This window comes from Sporosarcina sp. FSL K6-5500 (assembly GCF_038005665.1).
In the GTDB taxonomy this organism is placed as follows: domain Bacteria; phylum Bacillota; class Bacilli; order Bacillales_A; family Planococcaceae; genus Sporosarcina; species Sporosarcina psychrophila.
The window spans coordinates 3,281,507-3,298,880 of sequence record NZ_JBBOTP010000001.1; the positions used below are offsets into that span (position 1 = coordinate 3,281,507).

Genomic DNA, 17,374 nt, shown 5'->3' on the forward strand with positions numbered 1-17,374 from the left:
AGTTGTTTGGGAAGGGATTGAACTACATCTCTCCTGTGTGGGGGTTGAAGTACGCCTCCTCGTACTTGTAAGCAGTCATAGCGACAGGACGTCGCGAACTTCAACTGCCTTCTTTTATCACTTATGCCTGTCGGGGTGGATGGCGTCTTGCGCTTTTCTCATTGTACAATGCTTCTTTCCACTCTATTTCGATTTTTTTTGTCGTTTTCTGTTATAATTAAGTTATTATCTAAGAAAAAGCGGAGGATACACATTATGAAATGTCCAGCTTGCCAGTTCAATGGCACCCGGGTAGTTGATTCTAGACCGGCCGAGGAGAATAGATCCATCCGGCGTCGCAGAGAATGCGAACAATGCGCATTCCGTTTTACGACATTTGAAAAAGTTGAGGAAATGCCTTTGATTGTCGTGAAGAAAGACGATTCGCGTGAAGAATTTAGTGGAGAAAAAGTGCTCAGAGGTCTTATTCGAGCATGTGAAAAACGCGCTGTTTCCCTTGAGGACCTAAAAAAGATCGTCTATTCTATTGAAAAAGAATTGAGAAGCGCAGGTGTCGTGGAGATTAATTCTGATGATGTTGGGGAAATGGTTATGGAACAGCTATCGGAAGTTGATGAAGTCGCTTATGTCAGATTCGCTTCAGTCTATCGCCAATATAAAGACATCACAGTTTTCATAAAAGAATTGCAAGACCTACAAAAACGAACGAAAAAGTAACGTATCCCATTCAGATAGGAAGTAGAGTTTGATGGCACCCCTTTATAAAGAACTACAGCCAGTTGACGCATACAAAATACGGTTATCGCAGCCCTTTTCAGATTATGACCGACAACTCCTCACTTTATTTTACCAACCGCTGATTGGCCCAGGTGCGATGAGTTTGTTTATGACATTATGGGCGGACGCAGAGCGTGAAGATGACCGTGAATACAACCATTACCACCTTATGAACATTTTGACGATGCCACTGGGACCTGTCTTCGAAGCCCGTATATCTCTTGAAGCAATCGGCTTATTACGAACGTACAAGAAAAAAGATGGAGATGCGAGATTATTTGTTTACGATTTGCTTCCTCCACTTGATGCCAAAGCTTTTTTCCTAGATCCACTGTTGTCGACATTCTTGTTTAGTAAAATCGGAGAACAGGCATACCGAAATCTACGTAGCCGCTTTGCGCTAGACAGTGTTAATGAAGTTGGATTTGAAGATGTTTCTCGTACATTTTTAGATGTGTATACGCCCGTTCAGCAGGGCTATAGCATGGATATGGGCGAGGGCCAGCAGTTTATCGGACGGAATGAGCCGGAAGGTGTTCCGTTTTTGCATTCAGACTTTGATTTCAATCTGCTAAGTTCGGGGTTATCTGAACAAATGGTTCCCAAAGCTTCATTATCTTCTGTTTCTAAGGAATTAATTGCGAAAATCGCATTCCTTTATTCGCTCACGCCGCTAGATATGCAAAAAGTCATCATGATGGCTCTCGATGAAGATCTCAAGTTGCCGGAAGACAGATTGCGAAAGTCAGCAGCGGAGTTTTATAAAATGAATGTTTCAAAAGAGGCGCCAGTCTTGCATAAAGTGTATGCGAAAGAATTGCCTAAGCCTGAAACAGGACTATTAACGCGAGATGAAGAATTGGTGCATTACCTTGAAAATACGGCGCCACTTGAAATGTTGCGTGAGATTAACGGGAAAGAGCCGCTTTCTGTAGACGTGAAGCTTGCAGAAAAGTTGGTCAATACACATGGATTGTCCGTCGGTGTCGTCAATGTTCTGCTGCAATACGTTCATTTGCGCAATGACGGGAAAATAACGAATAGTTATGTTGAGCGGATTGCTTCCCATTGGATGAACAAAAAGGTTGATACAGTGAAAACTGCACTTGAAATGTCGAGGAATGAGCATGACCAGTATGTTAAATGGAAAAATGAAGGTCAGAGCACAGGATCGAAATCGGCGCCTAGACGAAAATCCGCGCGTGAAGAGAAAGTGCCGGAGTGGTTTTATAAAAAAGAAGAAAAGAAAACAAAATCAGATAAACCTGTTAAGTCTTCTTCAGAGATTGATGAAGAACGCCGTAAATTACTTGAGGAATTAGGCGTAACGGGGGACGGGACGGTGAAGTGAAATGGAACATATTGGCGATACGTTGAAACGGGTCGTGAAATCACCGGCATTTGCCGCAAGATATGATGAATTGCGCAGAGAAGTGATGGAGAGTCCAGGGGTACAACAATTTTTGACGGATCATTCCACTGAAGTTGATGGTGAAGTTGTCGAGCGGAGTCTTGGCAAACTATACGAATACGCCACCGCTTCCCATAGTTGTGGAAAATGTCCCGACCTCGCAGGATGTGTGAATATCATGAACGGCTTCGAACCGAAGTTGGTATTATCCCGTGGGCTTATAGATGTGGAATATACAAAGTGTCCCAACAGATTAGTTGATGATGATCAACGTAATATTAAGAAGATGATAGACAGTATGTATATGCCCAAAGATGTCATGGAAGCGAAATTGCAAAGCATTGATATGTTTTTTGATGATAGTAGGGTGCCGGCGGTACGAGCTGCAAAAGATTTCTTGAACGCTTTCGATGAAACCGGAAAACTTCCAGAGCGAGGTATGTACATTTATGGCCCGTTTGGAATCGGTAAATCATTCGTGCTTGGAGCATTGGCGAACGAATTAGCCAATCGTCGGATACGTACAGTTGCTGTATATGTCCCGGAATTCCTAAGGGAAATGAAACAATCTATTCAAGATCAGACCTTAAATGAGAAAATTGATTTTGTGAAAAACGCACAAGTACTTATGCTTGATGATATTGGTGCAGAAACAATGTCTGCTTGGACGCGTGATGAAGTGCTCGGCACTATTTTACAATACAGGATGGCAGAAAAATTGCCGACTTTTTTCACATCTAACCTTAGTTACGCTGAACTTGAAGATCATTTGACATACACACAGCGTGGTGAAAAAGAAGCTGTAAAAGCGGCAAGAATCATGGAGAGGGTGCAAATGATTAGCATTCCAATACGACTCGATGGTGAAAATAGACGCGATAAATAAAAGGGAAACCTAAAAATGACAGAAGCATTGAGCTTCTGTCATTTTTAATAGTTTATTTATTATCTTTTTTCAAAACGGTTTGTGCGTTGTTCTCTTTGCTTTTGATTCTCATTTTCTTGAGTATTCAACTTATCGATATCGAATGTAGAGCCGAATTCTTCACGCATATCATTTGGTTTTTGGTTTTTGTTACGGTCTTGATTTTGTTTTTGGTCACGGTTTGGATTTCTGTCTTTGTTATTTGGCAAGATTAATCACCTCCATAAACGTATCATGTGTTTAATGCAGCTTTTCATTCCATGGTAATTAATTCTACCTATATATGTTGACATAAAGAATGCTCTCAACAACGCTCGGCACATAGAATCATTAGTTCAACATATCTATCAAGTGCGATGTCTGATTTTTAACTTCATATTTTTAACAAGCCTTCGCGTTTCGTAATTGATAACAATAATGCTACAAACTCCCTATTTACCCCTGCACAGAATTTGATGTTTTGTTCTTTCTGGCTCAAATTCTTCGGAAAAGAAGCCTGAATGATTGTAAATTTACCATATCAATATCGGGCGGATGAATGTCCTCGTTATTCACTTTATCTCCCTTATACCTCACTATAAAATTCAGTTGCTACTAGGGATGGTTTTAGTCATCTATCCGCTTTTCGCTCATTAAATCACTTACGGTACCTAGTCGAAGCCCTTTCCCTTTAATTTCAATTATCATAGTTTCCAGTCCTTCAAAAACGGCTTTTGTGGGGTGCATTAGAACCATCGCACCGTTACTTACCCCAGAGACAACACGCACAACCATTTCGGAGGTTGCTGGCTTTCTCCAGTCAACTGTATCGACCGTCCATAGAATGGTTTTCATGCCAAGCTCATTGGCGACCAAAATGGTTTCCTGATTAAAACTTCCACTTGGCGGTGCAAACCATATCGGTTTTATACCGAGAGTTTCCTCAATTACATCATTTGTTTTTTTCAATTCATTCACTGTTTCATTTCGAGAACGCTGTTTAAGGTCGGGGTGACTATAAGCATGGTTGCCGATTTCGTGACCTTCAAGGTTAATCATTGTAGCCAGATCGGGATTATTTTTAACCCAACTACCATCAAAAAAGAATGTTGCCTTTACCTGGTTGTCTGATAATGTTTTCAGGATACCCGGAATGTACTCATTGCCCCAAGCGACATTTATGAGTAGGGCTACCATTGGTTTTTCAGGATTCCCACGATAAATCGGTGAGGGTTCTAAATCGCTCAAATGGATTTCCGGAGAAGTTTCCTTGAAAATGATTTTATTTGTATCAATATCTGTGCTGGGTTTCATGTTCTTATAGCTGGCTTCAATATCTACTTCTAAGCCATTATATCCGGGTATTGCTTTCCAGACTCTGTCGATTTTAGCGTTAATAGGTTCAATTTTATGTTGGTCATTATAAGCTGAAATCATTTTAATAAGTTCATCATTATCAGCTTCTGAGAAAGTAGTGATGGAGCTTTCGGCGTCAGGCTTTGAAGAAATAGCTGTAAATGTCTTAATGAGAATGCTCGGCACTGAGACTAGCACAATAAAAATCATAATCATGTAAATGATCTTTTTCATTCTTTTTCCTCATATGCAATACATTTAACTAATTGAAGATGTTCAGGCCAATCTACGGCAGCTTTATCACTTTGTTCCATGGTAAATCCTCCATTCAATATCTTGATACTAGTAGGCTTCCCGTTCATCTAAGGACTATACTTTTGATTATCTGGCAACACTGCAATCTAAATAAATAGAAAAACAGCTGGAGGAACCTAGAGGATTAGGTTGTTTTATAATTATTAATGCAATGAATTATGGAGATACATGTAGAACGAACTTGCATTTATTACGTAATCGACGTATACTCAGTTTTAATTAATAATCTGAAATGCTTGGAAGAGGACAACAATCTTTTCGTCTACCTAAAGAGAACGGGGCCATTGGCTGGAAGCCCTGAAGGATAGAAGGATGATTTACCACCTTGGAGCAGCATCGGTGAACAGTGCAGTAACCGATGACGGAATCCGGTCCGTTACCCGACGTCAAGCTTCATCTTTTCGGTACGTTTGTCTAGCTTCAGCGGTCTAAACAGGCCACTTACGCTTTTCAAGTGTTCCGGATTGAAGGAAGAAGGGTGGAACCGCGAGCTAAAGCTTCGTCCCTTTCCAGGGATGGGGCTTTTTTTGTTTTCCAATAATAATAAATGAGGAGTGCTTAACAATGACAAATATGATTAATTTGAAATTTCCAGATGGTGCCGTGAAAGAATTTCCACAAGGCACAACTACAGAAGACGTAGCAGGATCAATTAGCCCGGGACTGCGAAAAAGTGCGCTGGCAGGTAAAGCTGGAGACAAGTTAGTAGACTTGAAATCAGCAATTTATGAGGACGGTGATATCGCGATTATCACACCTCAATCACCGGAAGCGCTTGAAATATTACGCCACAGTACAGCACATCTTCTTGCACAAGCTGTAAAACGTAAGTTTCCTAATGCAAAACTAGGTATTGGGCCAGTTATCCAAAGCGGATTTTATTATGATATTGATTCGCCTGAACCGATTACAGCAGAAGACTTACCAGAACTTGAAAAAGAGATGAGAAGAATTATTGCTGAAAACGTGGAAGTAATTCGTCATGATGTATCTCGTGAAGAGGCGAAAAAGCGTTTTGAAGAAATCGATGACGAATACAAACTAGAACTTCTAGAAGCGATTCCTGAGGGCGAGCAAGTGTCTATTTATGAACAAGGCGACTTCATCGACTTGTGCCGTGGTGTTCACGTTCCATCTACAGGGAAGTTAAAGGAATTCAAACTTCTTAGCATCGCAGGCGCTTACTGGCGCGGCGATTCGAATAACAAAATGCTACAACGAATTTACGGTACAGCGTTCTTTAAAAAAGATGAACTAAAAGAACATCTTCGTCTTTTGGAAGAAGCTAAAGAGCGAGATCACCGTAAAATAGGGAAAGAACTTAATCTTTTCATGAACTCTCAAAAAGTGGGTCAGGGCTTGCCAATGTGGTTGCCTAAGGGAGCAACGATTCGCCGAATCATCGAGAGATACATCGTTGATAAGGAACAGAGGCTTGGCTATGATCATGTCTATACACCAGTTCTCGGTAGCGTCGAATTATATAAAACTTCAGGCCACTGGGATCATTATCAGGACGGCATGTTCCCTGTAATGAGTATGGACAACGAAGACCTTGTTTTGCGTCCAATGAACTGCCCTCATCATATGATGATTTATAAAAATGGAATTCATTCATACAGAAACCTGCCGTTACGTATTGCGGAACTTGGTACAATGCACCGTTATGAAATGTCCGGAGCACTATCAGGCTTGCAGCGCGTTCGTGGAATGACGTTGAATGATGCGCATATCTTTGTTCGTCCGGATCAGATTAAAGATGAGTTCAAACGCGTTGTCCAACTTGTTATTGACGTTTATAAAGATTTCAATATCGAGGATTATTCATTCCGTGTTTCTTACCGCGATCCAGCGGATAAAGAGAAATATTTTGATGACGATGCAATGTGGAATCGTGCACAAACAATGCTGAAAGAAGCGATGGATGAACTTGGTCTTGACTATGTTGAAGCAGAAGGGGAAGCTGCATTCTACGGACCTAAACTTGACGTTCAAGTGAAAACAGCAATTGGTATGGAAGAAACATTGTCAACAGTGCAACTCGACTTCTTGCTTCCTGAACGTTTCGATCTAACATACGTTGGCGAAGATGGAAAACAACATCGTCCAGTCGTCATTCACCGCGGCGTTGTTTCAACTATGGAACGTTTTGTTGCATTCCTAATTGAAGAATACAAAGGTGCATTCCCAACTTGGTTGGCACCTGTCCAAGTTGAAGTAATTCCAGTTTCACCAGATGCGCATTTTGATTATGCAGATGGCGTTCGTGAAAAATTGGTTGCTGCTGGATTCCGCGTTAATATTGATAGCCGTGATGAAAAAATTGGTTACAAGATACGAGAAGCACAGATGCAAAAAGTACCTTATATGCTCGTTCTTGGAGACAAAGAAGTCGAATCAGGCGAAGTGAACGTTCGTAAATACGGCGAACAGCAATCTGAAAGCTTGCCATTCGACGAATTCCTTGCTAGACTAAAAGAAGAAGTTACAAGTATTTAAATTTATACAGCAGTGGTCAAACACTAACTATATAAATTTTAACGCATGTTTTCAGCGATGAAAGCAATGCGGTAACCGTGAATTAGCCAAGCCGCAGATTAAAACATGTTGACAAGTTTACTATCACATGGTAAAGTAATTAAGGTTAGTAATGACTGAATACAGTTTGTGGTATAAGAAGAGGCTACCCGCTTCTCACCTGTTCGACGCCTAGACGTTGTTGACGGGTTAAAACATGAGTGAAGTGCCGTGCATTTGCACGTACACATACGCGGGTAGACAAATCCAATTTGTCTACCTTTTTTAATTGGATGGACCTGTGGGGCCGACCCGAACCGGACGGTATACCCAAACCATGTATTCGAGAAATATCCGGAGGTGGATTACTATTAGCAAAGACATGTACGTAAATGAGGGCATCCGTGCCCGCGAGCTACGCATTATTGATCACAACGGCGATCAGCTCGGAATCAAAACACGCACTGAGGCACTTGAAATTGCCGCTCTTGCGAATTTGGATCTTGTCCTTGTAGCACCAACAGCGAAACCCCCAGTGGCTCGTATCATGGACCACGGAAAGTTCAAATTTGAACAGCAGAAAAAGGATCGCGAAGTCCGTAAGAATCAGAAAATCATTTTGCTTAAAGAAGTTCGGTTAAGCCCGACAATCGATGAGCATGATTTCCAGACAAAACTACGGAACGCTGTCAAGTTCCTTGAAAAAGGCGATAAAGTTAAAGCTTCAATCCGTTTCCGTGGACGTGCGATTACGCACAAGGAAATCGGACAGCGTGTCCTTGACCGTTTCGCAGAAGCGTGCAAAGATGTATCTACGGTTGAACAACGACCGAAGATGGAAGGCCGCAGCATGTTCCTAGTGCTTGCACCAACTGCTGAAAAAGAGTAACAATGAATGATTTAGGAGGAACAGAACATGCCAAAAATGAAAACTCACCGCGGCTCAGCGAAACGTTTCAAAAAAACCGGTTCTGGTAAATTGAAACGCGGCCGTGCTTACACAAGTCACTTGTTTGCAAACAAACCGACAAAAGCGAAACGTCACCTGCGTAAAGCTTCACTAGTTTCTTCAGGCGATTTCAAACGCATTCGTCAAATGATCACTTACATGAAATAATTTAAAACACAATCGGACAGAAAAGCAGGAGGTAATGAACTATGCCACGCGTAAAAGGTGGAACAGTGACGCGCAAGCGTCGTAATCGAGTATTGAAATTAGCAAAAGGTTACTTTGGTTCAAAACATAGACTTTACAAGGTAGCAAACCAACAGGTAATGAAATCATTCAACTATGCATACCGTGACCGTCGTCAGAAGAAACGTGAATTCCGTAAACTTTGGATTACACGTATCAATGCGGCTGCACGTATCAACGGTCTTTCTTACAGCACTCTTATGCACGGCTTGAAAGTAGCTGGCATTGATGTTAACCGTAAAATGCTTGCTGATCTTGCAGTGACTGACGCGCAAGCGTTCACACAACTTGCAGATGCAGCGAAAAAATCAATCGCTAAATAAGAACGTCAATAAAAGTCGCCAAACGGTCCAGAGTTAATCTGGGTGCGAGGCGACTTTTTTATTTGTTTTTTTTACGGCGACGGTAAAGTTTTCGTATTGAGGAGTTTAGGAAGAGGATCTTATAGATCCGTGAATCTGTCGTACAGTTTAAAGAATTATATTATTACTCTCTGACTGCTAAACAGTGTAAAATGTAAGTAGAGAAAGAAAAGAGGGGAATCATACTTGCAAACGACACTATTAGGATGGATTGCAATTATGTCCGTTTGGGCATTTATTACGATGGGGTATGATAAGCGTCAGGCAAAGAGAAAAGGACAACGAATACCTGAAAAGAATTTATGGACGCTTGCACTGCTTGGTGGAGGCATTGGTGCATATCTTGGGATGCAAACATTCCGTCATAAGACAAGACGTACATCTTTCCGGATCGGCTTTCTTATTTTAGCAATTGCCTATGGTATTGGCATACTCTATCTTCTAGGTGTTACCCTACCAGGAATGATGGAAGTGTAAAATAGCCCGGTTTTCAACGGGCTTGTTCTATTGTTCCATTAGTCGTTCGATTGGATTTTTCCAACTAATAGCGGCTTTGGGGTAGTTGGATAAGATTGTGGATGAAAGAAAATCAAAATCCGCTTTTGTGAAATCTTGAAGTTTTGTTTCATCTTTCACCCAAACGAAAATGGAGATGACGTCAATGGAATCATCTGTTGTATCTAAGTATTTTTCACCCTCAAACATAGCGCCTTTATACGATAGGAAGAAATTTTTTCGCACATTATTTACTTCATCATAGAAATAATACTTTTCCTCCGCGTATGCATCATCAAGCTTTCTTTTGGGGTCCGTCAAATAACGAATCCCGCGGTAGACTAAATAAATGATAAAAGCAATAATGATCAAGCGGATCAGTAATCCCATAACGGATCCCCCTTATGAATTTATAGATACTATCTTATACGGATGACAATCTGAAAAGTTTCAATATAGTTAAAAAAATGGAGGTTTTTTTATGCAACTGTCAAAACTATTTACCATGCAACGTGAACTCGATTTATTTATCCAAAATAACAGAGAGGAAAAAACAGATGTTTTTCTAGAAAAAGGACTTGCACTCTTAATTGAACTCGCGGAACTTGCGAATGAAACGCGTTGTTTCAAATTTTGGAGCACAAAAGGTCCTTCAGATGATGCTGTGATTCTTGAAGAATATGTAGATTCGATTCATTTTCTACTTTCCTTGGGTATAGAAAAGGACTTACATACGCTAACAAATTGGCCGGAAGGTGAAGTTGAAGGAGAATTGACACAATTATTCCTAGAAACTACGGCTGCTATTCACTGTTTCCTGAATGAACTTAGCATGACGGCTTATGAGAAAGTCTGGATTCATTATGGGGCCATTGCTAAAAAACTTGGTTTCACAAATGAAGATATTATTGGTGCGTACTTAGCGAAGAATGAAGAAAATTATAACCGTCAAAAAACAGGTTATTAATTGTTTTATAGAAAAATCAAAAAATAGATTGACAGAAGCCTCCAGATAAAAAATAATAGAGTTGTATATAAACTTTTTAGGGGGCGTAAATGTGAACGATTGGAACAAAGAGGATTTTGGTATAAGGTTAAAGAAATTGCGTGAAGAACGCGGATTATCAATGATGGCATTCGGAGCAGCTATAGGAACGTCAGCAAGTCGTATTAAAGATTGGGAAAAAGGGAAGAATGCTCCATCGGCGGCTTGGGTGGCAAAAATATCTGAACGCTTTAATGTTACAACTGATGAGCTGATTCTAGGGAATTCGAAGACGTCAAAACCGTTTAAAAGCACGGGATCTGCAAATGTAGATATGCTTTACGACAAATTGAGAGAAAATGTTATTAGCGATATAGAAACGCAAGAACAAGAACAAACGAGTCATACAGACGAACTGTATGCAGAACTTGATGCTATACACAAAGAAACGTATAGAAGCGGAAAGGGCAGAAAACGTGCAGAAATCGAAATGCTTGCGATACTGACAGAACTGCCGAAAAAAGAGGTCCTAGAACTTTTAGAACTTGCAAGGTTGAAAAAACGCTGGTTGTAATGAAAACGACTACGAATACAACGAAAAAAAAGATGCCCTTACGGCGTAAATGGTTTTTCATCTTATTCATACTTGTCCTTCTTTGCTTTGTCGTATATAAAGGAAATACAACAGTCGGGGTAACGCATTATGAAATTGCGTCGGACAAGATCCCTGCTAATTACGACAAATATACTATCGTCCAGATTTCTGATTTACATGATGCCGAATTGGGTGAAAACCATTCACATGTTGTTGATAGGGTGAAAATGATCACGCCTCAAGCGATATTCATTACGGGTGATTTTATCGACAGTAACCGCTACGATCTTGAAAAAAGTCTGATTCTTATTGAAGAGCTTAAATTTGTCGCTCCAATCTATTACGTGACAGGAAACCATGAAATCGCTACGCAGGATATGGACCGTATTAAGGGGGCTCTCGAAGACTTGGGGGTTCGTGTCTTATCGAACGAAGCGGATGTAATAACATTGTTTCCCGATAGTTCAATAGCAATAGGAGGAATTGAAGATCCGCTGGCAAGTGAGCTTGAAGATGATGAAGCCGTTAAAATATCGATAGAACAAGCATTTGAAAATATACCTGATGAGATGTTTAAAGTGCTATTGTCACATAGACCTGAGCAATTTGATGTATACGCTGAAGCCGGGATAGATGTGACGTTCAGTGGTCATGCTCATGGCGGACAGTTTCGTATACCAGGGATAGGTGGCCTCGTTTCACCCGGACAAGGTTGGTTTCCCAAATATTCATCAGGCGTCCATGAGAAGAATGGCAGCGACTTGGTAGTCAGTCGCGGCCTGGGCAATAGCATCATTCCAGTGAGGCTGTTCAATCAACCGGAAATAGTAGTTGTCACATTACGCACAATAGAATAGTCCTAGCCTCCTTTCGATTATTGAAGGAGGTTTTTTTGTTGAAAATAATAATAGAATCTACCGTAAAATCCCATTAAATAACTGCTATTCTCATTTGTCGAAATAGGATATGATATGTACTTAACGTGAAAGTATCCGTAGTTAAGGTAAAGGCATTTTTGACATGTGTATAAAAATTACACTGCGAATGTTAAAAATGGAATAGGGAGGAACTAGAAATGATTCAAAGTGCTTTAGAGTGGATTGTAACGACAGGGAATAACCTTTTATGGTCGTATATCCTAATCGGTTTGTTAATTGGTTTAGGTATTTATTTTACGATTCGAACGAAATTTGTACAGTTTCGCCTGTTTGGTGAAATGTTTAAACTTATAGTGGAAAAACCGGAAGTGAAGGGCGGGATATCTTCCTTTCAAGCGTTTACAATTAGTGCTGCATCACGGGTTGGAACAGGGAATATCACTGGGGTTGCCCTTGCAATTGGCATTGGAGGGCCAGGCGCAGTTTTCTGGATGTGGGTCATTGCGATAATCGGAATGGCGACTGCGTTTATCGAAAGTACGCTCGCGCAAGTGTATAAAGTGAAGGACGGCGATACATTCAGGGGAGGGCCTGCTTATTATATGCAAAAGGCTTTGGGGAATCGGAAGCTGGGTATCATATTCGCTATTTTGCTGACACTTTGCTTCGGTTTTATTTTTAATGCTGTACAGTCAAATACAATAAGTTTATCATTCAATAGTGTGTTTCATATTGAAAAATGGGTTATTGGATTAGTTCTTATTTTTATAACGGCTCTTGTTATTTTCGGAGGCGTTAAACGGATTGCCAACGTCACACAAGTTATCGTTCCGATTATGGCTATTCTCTATATTATTGTTGCTTTATATGTCGTTATTATGAATATAAATGAGGTTCCCGCAGTATTTAAACTAATCTTCACGAGCGCATTTGGAATGAACGAAGCGGTCGGTGGGGCAGTCGGGGCAGCGATTATGCAAGGAGTGCGACGTGGACTATTCTCCAATGAGGCAGGTATGGGGAGTGTACCGAACGCTGCTGCGGTTGCAAGTACATCGCATCCGGCAAAACAGGGTCTTGTTCAAAGTCTAGGTGTGTTTTTTGACACAATCATCATCTGTTCTGCAACGGCGTTCATTATTATTCTTGCCGATCTTTATAATACAGGTGAAGTGGATGGAATTCTCTTGACGCAGACATCCCTTGGTGTACATGTAGGAGAGTGGGCACCTTATTTCTTGGCAATTGCCATTTTGTTTTTTGCTTTCAGTTCAATTATTGGAAACTATTATTATGGCGAGACGAATATTGAATTTATCAACGCGAATAAAATATGGTTAACTCTTTACCGTTTTGGTGTACTCGCGATGGTCATGTTTGGAACGCTTGCAAAAGTGGATCTTGTTTGGAACATGGCGGACCTCTTCATGGGCATGATGGCAGTCATTAATCTAATAGTTATCTTCCTTCTAGGAAAAGTGGCATTCAAAACACTAGATGATTATACAGAACAACGAAAAAGAGGACTCAATCCTATATTCAAGTCTAGTACGATTCCCGGGCTAAAAGGTGCAGAATGTTGGGAAGATGAAAAGATAAGCGACGGCAAATAAAAGATTACTTCAATTGTTAAGAAGGCAAGAAACCTATTTGAACTATAATTGGTTTCTTGCCTTCTTTCATTTCGTTTACTATTTAGAAGAGTGTGAAAAAAGGTAACTATTAAGGTATGATAGAGATAGTATGCACTTAAGAAAGGATGATTAAGATGAAAGCATTTATCCATGAATTAGGGCAGTTGAAAATAGGTGACATGAAAGAACCAGTTGCAGCAAGTGGTGAAGTCGTCGTTGCGATTCAGACGGCAGGTTTGAACCGTCGAGACTTATATATACCTGGACGTAGGGGGAATGAGGCACAAGCATTGACGCTAGGATCTGACGGTGCAGGAATTATTGAGTCAGTAGGTGCAGGAGTAACGGCGTTTGCAGTCGGGGATGAAGTAATGATTAATCCTTCGCTACGTTGGTTTGAAAACAGCGATGCCCCACCGGCAGAATTTGATATTTTAGGAATGCCAGATAATGGGACATTTGCTGAGAAAATTGCTATTTCGGCTGAACAGATTGAAAGGAAACCCACTCACTTGTCCTGGGAAGAGGCAGCGGTACTTTCGTTAGCGGGTTTAACAGGTTATCGTGCACTATTTACTAAAGGGGGATTGAAAGCGGGGGATACAGTTTTCATCCCAGGTGCCGGCAGTGGAGTAGCCACGTATCTTATTTCATTCGCTAAAAACGTTGGAGCACGTGTGATTGTTACTTCCCGCAGTGAAGCTAAGCGAAAACAGGCGCTTGACCTTGGCGCGGACATCGCTCTTGATACGAATGGGGATTGGAACAAGGAGTTAGAAGGAGAGACAATCGACCTCGTTATCGAAAGTGTTGGCCGGGCGACGTTTAATCGTTCGCTTAGTTTATTGAAAAAAGGCGGGCGTATCGTCATTTTTGGAGCAACGACTGATGATACAGTCGACTTGGATTTGCGCGCGTTTTTCTATGGACAGTACCAACTTTTCGGTTCTACGTTAGGTAGTCGAGAAGAGTTACGTGACATGATTGCGCATGTCGAAAAATATGGAACACGTCCAATTGTCGATAAAGTCTTCAATTTGGATGAAGCGGCAGAGGCATTCGATTATATTGAAGAGAGTAAGCAATTTGGAAAAGTGGTACTGCAAGTAACGAAATGATGTAGTACTTCAGTTAATTATAATGTCGTATAAAATTTACTGAGATATCCCGCTATTTGGATATAGCCGGGGTATACTTAAAATAAAAAAGGTGGGACAGACATGACAAAAAAAGTATCGCCATTAACTGATTTACAAATAGCATCACAGGCCACGATGAAATCGATTTGGACTATAGCCAAAGAGGCAGGTATACCCGAAGAAGCGGTCGAACCATACGGCAGATTCAAAGCAAAAATTGATGTAACTAAGTTAGCCGAGAGTAGCAAGGATGGAAAAGTGGTTCTTGTCACAGCCATTAGCCCAACGCCGGCGGGGGAAGGGAAGTCGACTGTCACTGTAGGGCTTGCTGATGCCCTTTCAAAGCTCGGAGAAAAGACAATGATTGCTTTACGCGAACCATCCCTTGGACCTGTTATGGGGATGAAGGGTGGGGCTACAGGCGGTGGTTATGCTCAAGTGTTGCCAATGGAAGAAATTAATCTACATTTTAATGGTGATATTCATGCAATTACGACTGCGAATAATGCGCTTAGTGCACTTATAGATAATCATCTTCACCACGGAAATGTGCTTCGGATTGACCCGCGGAGAATTACTTGGAAACGCGTCTTGGATATGAATGATCGCGCATTACGCAACATAACAATTGGACTCGGCGGCCCTACACAAGGAGTTCCAAGAGAAGATGGTTTCGATATTACAGTCGCATCTGAAGTTATGGCGATTTTTTGTTTAGCGACAAGCCTGCAAGACTTGAAAGAAAGACTTGCACGTATCGTTATCGGTTATACGTATGATAAAGAGGCGGTAACGGTACGAGACCTTGGTGTCCAGGGGGCATTGGTACTTCTACTGAAAGAGGCATTCAAACCAAACCTTGTGCAGACAATTGAAGGGACTCCGGCACTTATACATGGTGGACCCTTTGCGAACATTGCGCACGGCTGTAACTCGTTAATTGCAACAAATACGGCACGTAAACTTGCTGATATCGTCGTTACGGAAGCTGGATTCGGTGCCGATTTAGGTGCTGAGAAATTCATGAATATAAAAGCACGTCAAGGTGGATTCTCACCTGATGCAGTTGTTATTGTGGCAACAGTACGTGCACTTAAAATGCATGGCGGAGTTCCGAAAAACCAGCTTGCAGAGGAGAATGTACAGGCTGTCACGGATGGATTAGTGAACTTAGCTAAGCATATTGATACCATTCGCGCATTCGGTGTCCAACCGGTCGTTGCGTTGAACAAGTTCATCACGGATACTGGTGCAGAACTGGAAGTCATTTTTGAGTGGTGTGAGGAAAACGAAATAAGGGTAGCACTCACTGATGTCTGGGAACGCGGTGGAGATGGTGGCATTGCTTTGGCGCAGGAAGTTTTAAAGCTTCTGGATGAACCAAATAATTTCGCTCCACTCTATGATGTAGAACAGCCCGTAAGTGATAAAATTACAGCTATTGTTCAAAAAGTATATGGTGGATTGGGTGTTGTATTTACAGAACAAGCGTTAAAAGATCTCAAAAATATCGAGAACAATGGCTGGGGAATTTTGCCGATTTGTATGGCCAAAACCCAATATTCATTTTCAGATGATCCGAAAATACTTGGGCGCCCTGAAGGGTTTACTATTACTGTTAGAAAAATCATTCCGAAACTTGGAGCAGGATTTCTTGTCTGCTTGACAGGGGATATTATGACGATGCCCGGGTTGCCGAAAACGCCTGCAGCACTTCAGATGGATATCGATTTACAAGGCAATGCAGTAGGTTTAATGTGATTTTTGAAATTGTGGATAGGTAATAAATTTAATGAGGTTGTCCAAATAATTGGGGACAACCTCATTGTTAATTAAGTAAGTCTCGAATCATGTTTCGCTTAGAAGCAAACATATTTAAATCAGTTTATTTAGGTGGCAATTTAGTAAGCGAGTGTATACGTGGTATGATAATTAACTATAAACGATAAAAAACACTGAACAGTAATTCAGTGTTTGCTTTTAAAACAACGAAATAATTTCCTCCCTATTGAACTAAAGCACTGATTAGCATAATAAGAGGTGTAGCTATTATTAGAATATACCTATAGACTTCCAGCTAATTCTTTAATTACTTTTTTTGCTTCAGATGCAAATTCTACCGAGGCATCATAATAGTCTTGCCCATCTTTTAGGAGTGAAAAATCACCAATTTCAATTTTTAGTAAAGTACTACCATTTAGGTCTTCTAACTTAAACAGATATGCCACATCACCTTCATTCGGTTTTACTTCCCAATTTGATGAGTATAAGGCAAGTTTTAATTCCTTCAATTCTTCTGCTTTTATAATTGTTGTAACAGTCTGGTCACCGTTAGGATGCTCCCAAACCACTTTACTTCCCTTACTCATATTTTCACTAGGATAATTTTCTGGAAGTTCATCCCACTGTGCAATATATTTTGGGTTAATGAGTACCTCCCATACTTTTGAAGGAGTAGCCTCTATATGAACTTCATCTTTTACAATTAGTATATTGGTCATTATATCTACCTCCTGAAATGTTGGATCTAAGTCAATATTTTCATTGAGAAAAACTGTCGTTAGTTCAATAATAAATAATTCCAATATTCTATTATACCAACAATACTTAGAAATTAAAATTTTCCATCGCTTTAGAGTATCCCGTCCGTTTATAAATTGGGAGGATTTTTATTATTACGCCCAAAAGCGAACCTTCGTTGTTCTATATAAATCAAAAAAGCACTGCGAATTGCAGTGCTAATTTATGCTCTAATACAATGTGGTTTTGGCTACGAAATTTAATGTTATTTGCTTGTTTGCACCTCCGAAG

At 40.7% G+C, this 17,374-nt stretch carries 18 protein-coding genes; 14 read left to right on the forward strand and 4 right to left on the reverse strand.

The window, feature by feature from the left end:
- Positions 1-255: 255 nt before the first annotated feature.
- From nrdR to dnaI, 3 genes are read left to right on the forward strand one after another with little or no spacing between them, the layout of a single operon-like run.
- Positions 256-717: a transcriptional regulator NrdR gene (gene nrdR / locus MKX62_RS15730; protein ID WP_067207676.1), complete on the forward strand. Its 462-nt coding sequence runs from the start codon at positions 256-258 to the stop codon at positions 715-717.
- A gap of 31 nt (positions 718-748) precedes the next feature.
- On the forward strand, positions 749-2,128 hold the full coding sequence (locus MKX62_RS15735) for a replication initiation and membrane attachment family protein (RefSeq protein WP_067207678.1): 1,380 nt from the start codon (positions 749-751) through the stop codon (positions 2,126-2,128).
- Position 2,129: 1 nt separating this feature from the next.
- On the forward strand, positions 2,130-3,074 hold the full coding sequence (gene dnaI / locus MKX62_RS15740; RefSeq protein WP_067207680.1) for a primosomal protein DnaI: 945 nt from the start codon (positions 2,130-2,132) through the stop codon (positions 3,072-3,074).
- A gap of 59 nt (positions 3,075-3,133) precedes the next feature.
- Here the strand turns inward: dnaI and MKX62_RS15745 are convergent, their stop codons facing one another.
- Both MKX62_RS15745 and MKX62_RS15750 read right to left on the reverse strand, forming a co-directional pair.
- Entirely contained in the window at positions 3,134-3,322 is a 189-nt protein-coding gene (locus MKX62_RS15745; protein ID WP_067207690.1) for a hypothetical protein, read from the reverse strand.
- A gap of 397 nt (positions 3,323-3,719) precedes the next feature.
- Positions 3,720-4,682 carry a polysaccharide deacetylase family protein gene (locus MKX62_RS15750; protein ID WP_340741815.1) on the reverse strand — a complete coding sequence of 321 codons (963 nt, stop codon included), beginning with the start codon at positions 4,680-4,682 and terminating at the stop codon, positions 3,720-3,722.
- A gap of 645 nt (positions 4,683-5,327) precedes the next feature.
- Between MKX62_RS15750 and thrS the strand changes: the two genes are divergently transcribed.
- From thrS to MKX62_RS15775, 5 genes are all read left to right on the forward strand, one after another.
- The gene (thrS, locus tag MKX62_RS15755; RefSeq protein ID WP_340741816.1) at positions 5,328-7,262 is read left to right on the forward strand and encodes a threonine--tRNA ligase; all 1,935 of its coding nucleotides are present in this window, start codon (positions 5,328-5,330) and stop codon (positions 7,260-7,262) included.
- A gap of 400 nt (positions 7,263-7,662) precedes the next feature.
- Positions 7,663-8,169: a translation initiation factor IF-3 gene (gene infC, locus MKX62_RS15760; protein ID WP_067207698.1), complete on the forward strand. Its 507-nt coding sequence runs from the start codon at positions 7,663-7,665 to the stop codon at positions 8,167-8,169.
- A gap of 27 nt (positions 8,170-8,196) precedes the next feature.
- Positions 8,197-8,397: a 50S ribosomal protein L35 gene (rpmI, locus tag MKX62_RS15765; RefSeq protein ID WP_067207701.1), complete on the forward strand. Its 201-nt coding sequence runs from the start codon at positions 8,197-8,199 to the stop codon at positions 8,395-8,397.
- Between the two features lie 41 nt (positions 8,398-8,438).
- Entirely contained in the window at positions 8,439-8,798 is a 360-nt protein-coding gene (gene rplT, locus MKX62_RS15770) for a 50S ribosomal protein L20 (protein WP_067207704.1), read from the forward strand.
- Between the two features lie 225 nt (positions 8,799-9,023).
- Entirely contained in the window at positions 9,024-9,314 is a 291-nt protein-coding gene (locus MKX62_RS15775; RefSeq protein ID WP_231885791.1) for a DUF1294 domain-containing protein, read from the forward strand.
- 27 nt (positions 9,315-9,341) lie between these two features.
- On the opposite strand, the gene MKX62_RS15780 is transcribed toward MKX62_RS15775, so the two are convergent.
- On the reverse strand, positions 9,342-9,722 hold the full coding sequence (locus MKX62_RS15780; RefSeq protein WP_187047315.1) for a sigma-w pathway protein ysdB: 381 nt from the start codon (positions 9,720-9,722) through the stop codon (positions 9,342-9,344).
- Positions 9,723-9,813: 91 nt separating this feature from the next.
- Between MKX62_RS15780 and MKX62_RS15785 the strand changes: the two genes are divergently transcribed.
- From MKX62_RS15785 to MKX62_RS15810, 6 genes are all read left to right on the forward strand, one after another.
- Positions 9,814-10,299, forward strand: coding sequence for a dUTP diphosphatase (locus MKX62_RS15785; RefSeq protein ID WP_067207709.1), 486 nt, complete (start codon positions 9,814-9,816; stop codon positions 10,297-10,299).
- A gap of 91 nt (positions 10,300-10,390) precedes the next feature.
- Positions 10,391-10,891: a helix-turn-helix domain-containing protein gene (locus MKX62_RS15790; RefSeq protein WP_067207712.1), complete on the forward strand. Its 501-nt coding sequence runs from the start codon at positions 10,391-10,393 to the stop codon at positions 10,889-10,891.
- Positions 10,891-11,769, forward strand: coding sequence for a metallophosphoesterase (locus tag MKX62_RS15795; RefSeq protein WP_338652893.1), 879 nt, complete (start codon positions 10,891-10,893; stop codon positions 11,767-11,769). The genes MKX62_RS15790 and MKX62_RS15795 overlap by 1 nt, the downstream gene beginning before the upstream one ends.
- 218 nt (positions 11,770-11,987) lie before the next feature.
- The gene (locus MKX62_RS15800) at positions 11,988-13,403 is read left to right on the forward strand and encodes an alanine/glycine:cation symporter family protein (RefSeq protein WP_187047316.1); all 1,416 of its coding nucleotides are present in this window, start codon (positions 11,988-11,990) and stop codon (positions 13,401-13,403) included.
- 155 nt (positions 13,404-13,558) lie between these two features.
- Positions 13,559-14,542: a zinc-binding dehydrogenase gene (locus MKX62_RS15805; RefSeq protein ID WP_338656884.1), complete on the forward strand. Its 984-nt coding sequence runs from the start codon at positions 13,559-13,561 to the stop codon at positions 14,540-14,542.
- Positions 14,543-14,644: 102 nt separating this feature from the next.
- On the forward strand, positions 14,645-16,324 hold the full coding sequence (locus MKX62_RS15810; RefSeq protein WP_187047318.1) for a formate--tetrahydrofolate ligase: 1,680 nt from the start codon (positions 14,645-14,647) through the stop codon (positions 16,322-16,324).
- Between the two features lie 302 nt (positions 16,325-16,626).
- On the opposite strand, the gene MKX62_RS15815 is transcribed toward MKX62_RS15810, so the two are convergent.
- Positions 16,627-17,064, reverse strand: a complete 438-nt coding sequence (locus MKX62_RS15815) for an SRPBCC domain-containing protein (protein WP_067207723.1) — start codon at positions 17,062-17,064, stop codon at positions 16,627-16,629.
- Positions 17,065-17,374: the final 310 nt, after the last annotated feature.

Bases quoted from the DNA above. Each gene is read 5' to 3' on its own strand.
- MKX62_RS15810 (WP_187047318.1), top strand. From the start codon at position 14,645: ATGACAAAAAAAGTATCGCCATTAACTGATTTACAAATAGCATCACAG.
- MKX62_RS15780 (WP_187047315.1), bottom strand. From the start codon at position 9,722: ATGGGATTACTGATCCGCTTGATCATTATTGCTTTTATCATTTATTTA.
- MKX62_RS15735 (WP_067207678.1), top strand. From the start codon at position 749: ATGGCACCCCTTTATAAAGAACTACAGCCAGTTGACGCATACAAAATA.
- rpmI (WP_067207701.1), top strand. From the start codon at position 8,197: ATGCCAAAAATGAAAACTCACCGCGGCTCAGCGAAACGTTTCAAAAAA.
- infC (WP_067207698.1), top strand. From the start codon at position 7,663: ATGTACGTAAATGAGGGCATCCGTGCCCGCGAGCTACGCATTATTGAT.
- rplT (WP_067207704.1), top strand. From the start codon at position 8,439: ATGCCACGCGTAAAAGGTGGAACAGTGACGCGCAAGCGTCGTAATCGA.
- MKX62_RS15750 (WP_340741815.1), bottom strand. From the start codon at position 4,682: ATGAAAAAGATCATTTACATGATTATGATTTTTATTGTGCTAGTCTCA.
- dnaI (WP_067207680.1), top strand. From the start codon at position 2,130: ATGGAACATATTGGCGATACGTTGAAACGGGTCGTGAAATCACCGGCA.
- MKX62_RS15805 (WP_338656884.1), top strand. From the start codon at position 13,559: ATGAAAGCATTTATCCATGAATTAGGGCAGTTGAAAATAGGTGACATG.
- thrS (WP_340741816.1), top strand. From the start codon at position 5,328: ATGACAAATATGATTAATTTGAAATTTCCAGATGGTGCCGTGAAAGAA.
- MKX62_RS15800 (WP_187047316.1), top strand. From the start codon at position 11,988: ATGATTCAAAGTGCTTTAGAGTGGATTGTAACGACAGGGAATAACCTT.
- nrdR (WP_067207676.1), top strand. From the start codon at position 256: ATGAAATGTCCAGCTTGCCAGTTCAATGGCACCCGGGTAGTTGATTCT.
- MKX62_RS15795 (WP_338652893.1), top strand. From the start codon at position 10,891: ATGAAAACGACTACGAATACAACGAAAAAAAAGATGCCCTTACGGCGT.
- MKX62_RS15785 (WP_067207709.1), top strand. From the start codon at position 9,814: ATGCAACTGTCAAAACTATTTACCATGCAACGTGAACTCGATTTATTT.
- MKX62_RS15815 (WP_067207723.1), bottom strand. From the start codon at position 17,064: ATGACCAATATACTAATTGTAAAAGATGAAGTTCATATAGAGGCTACT.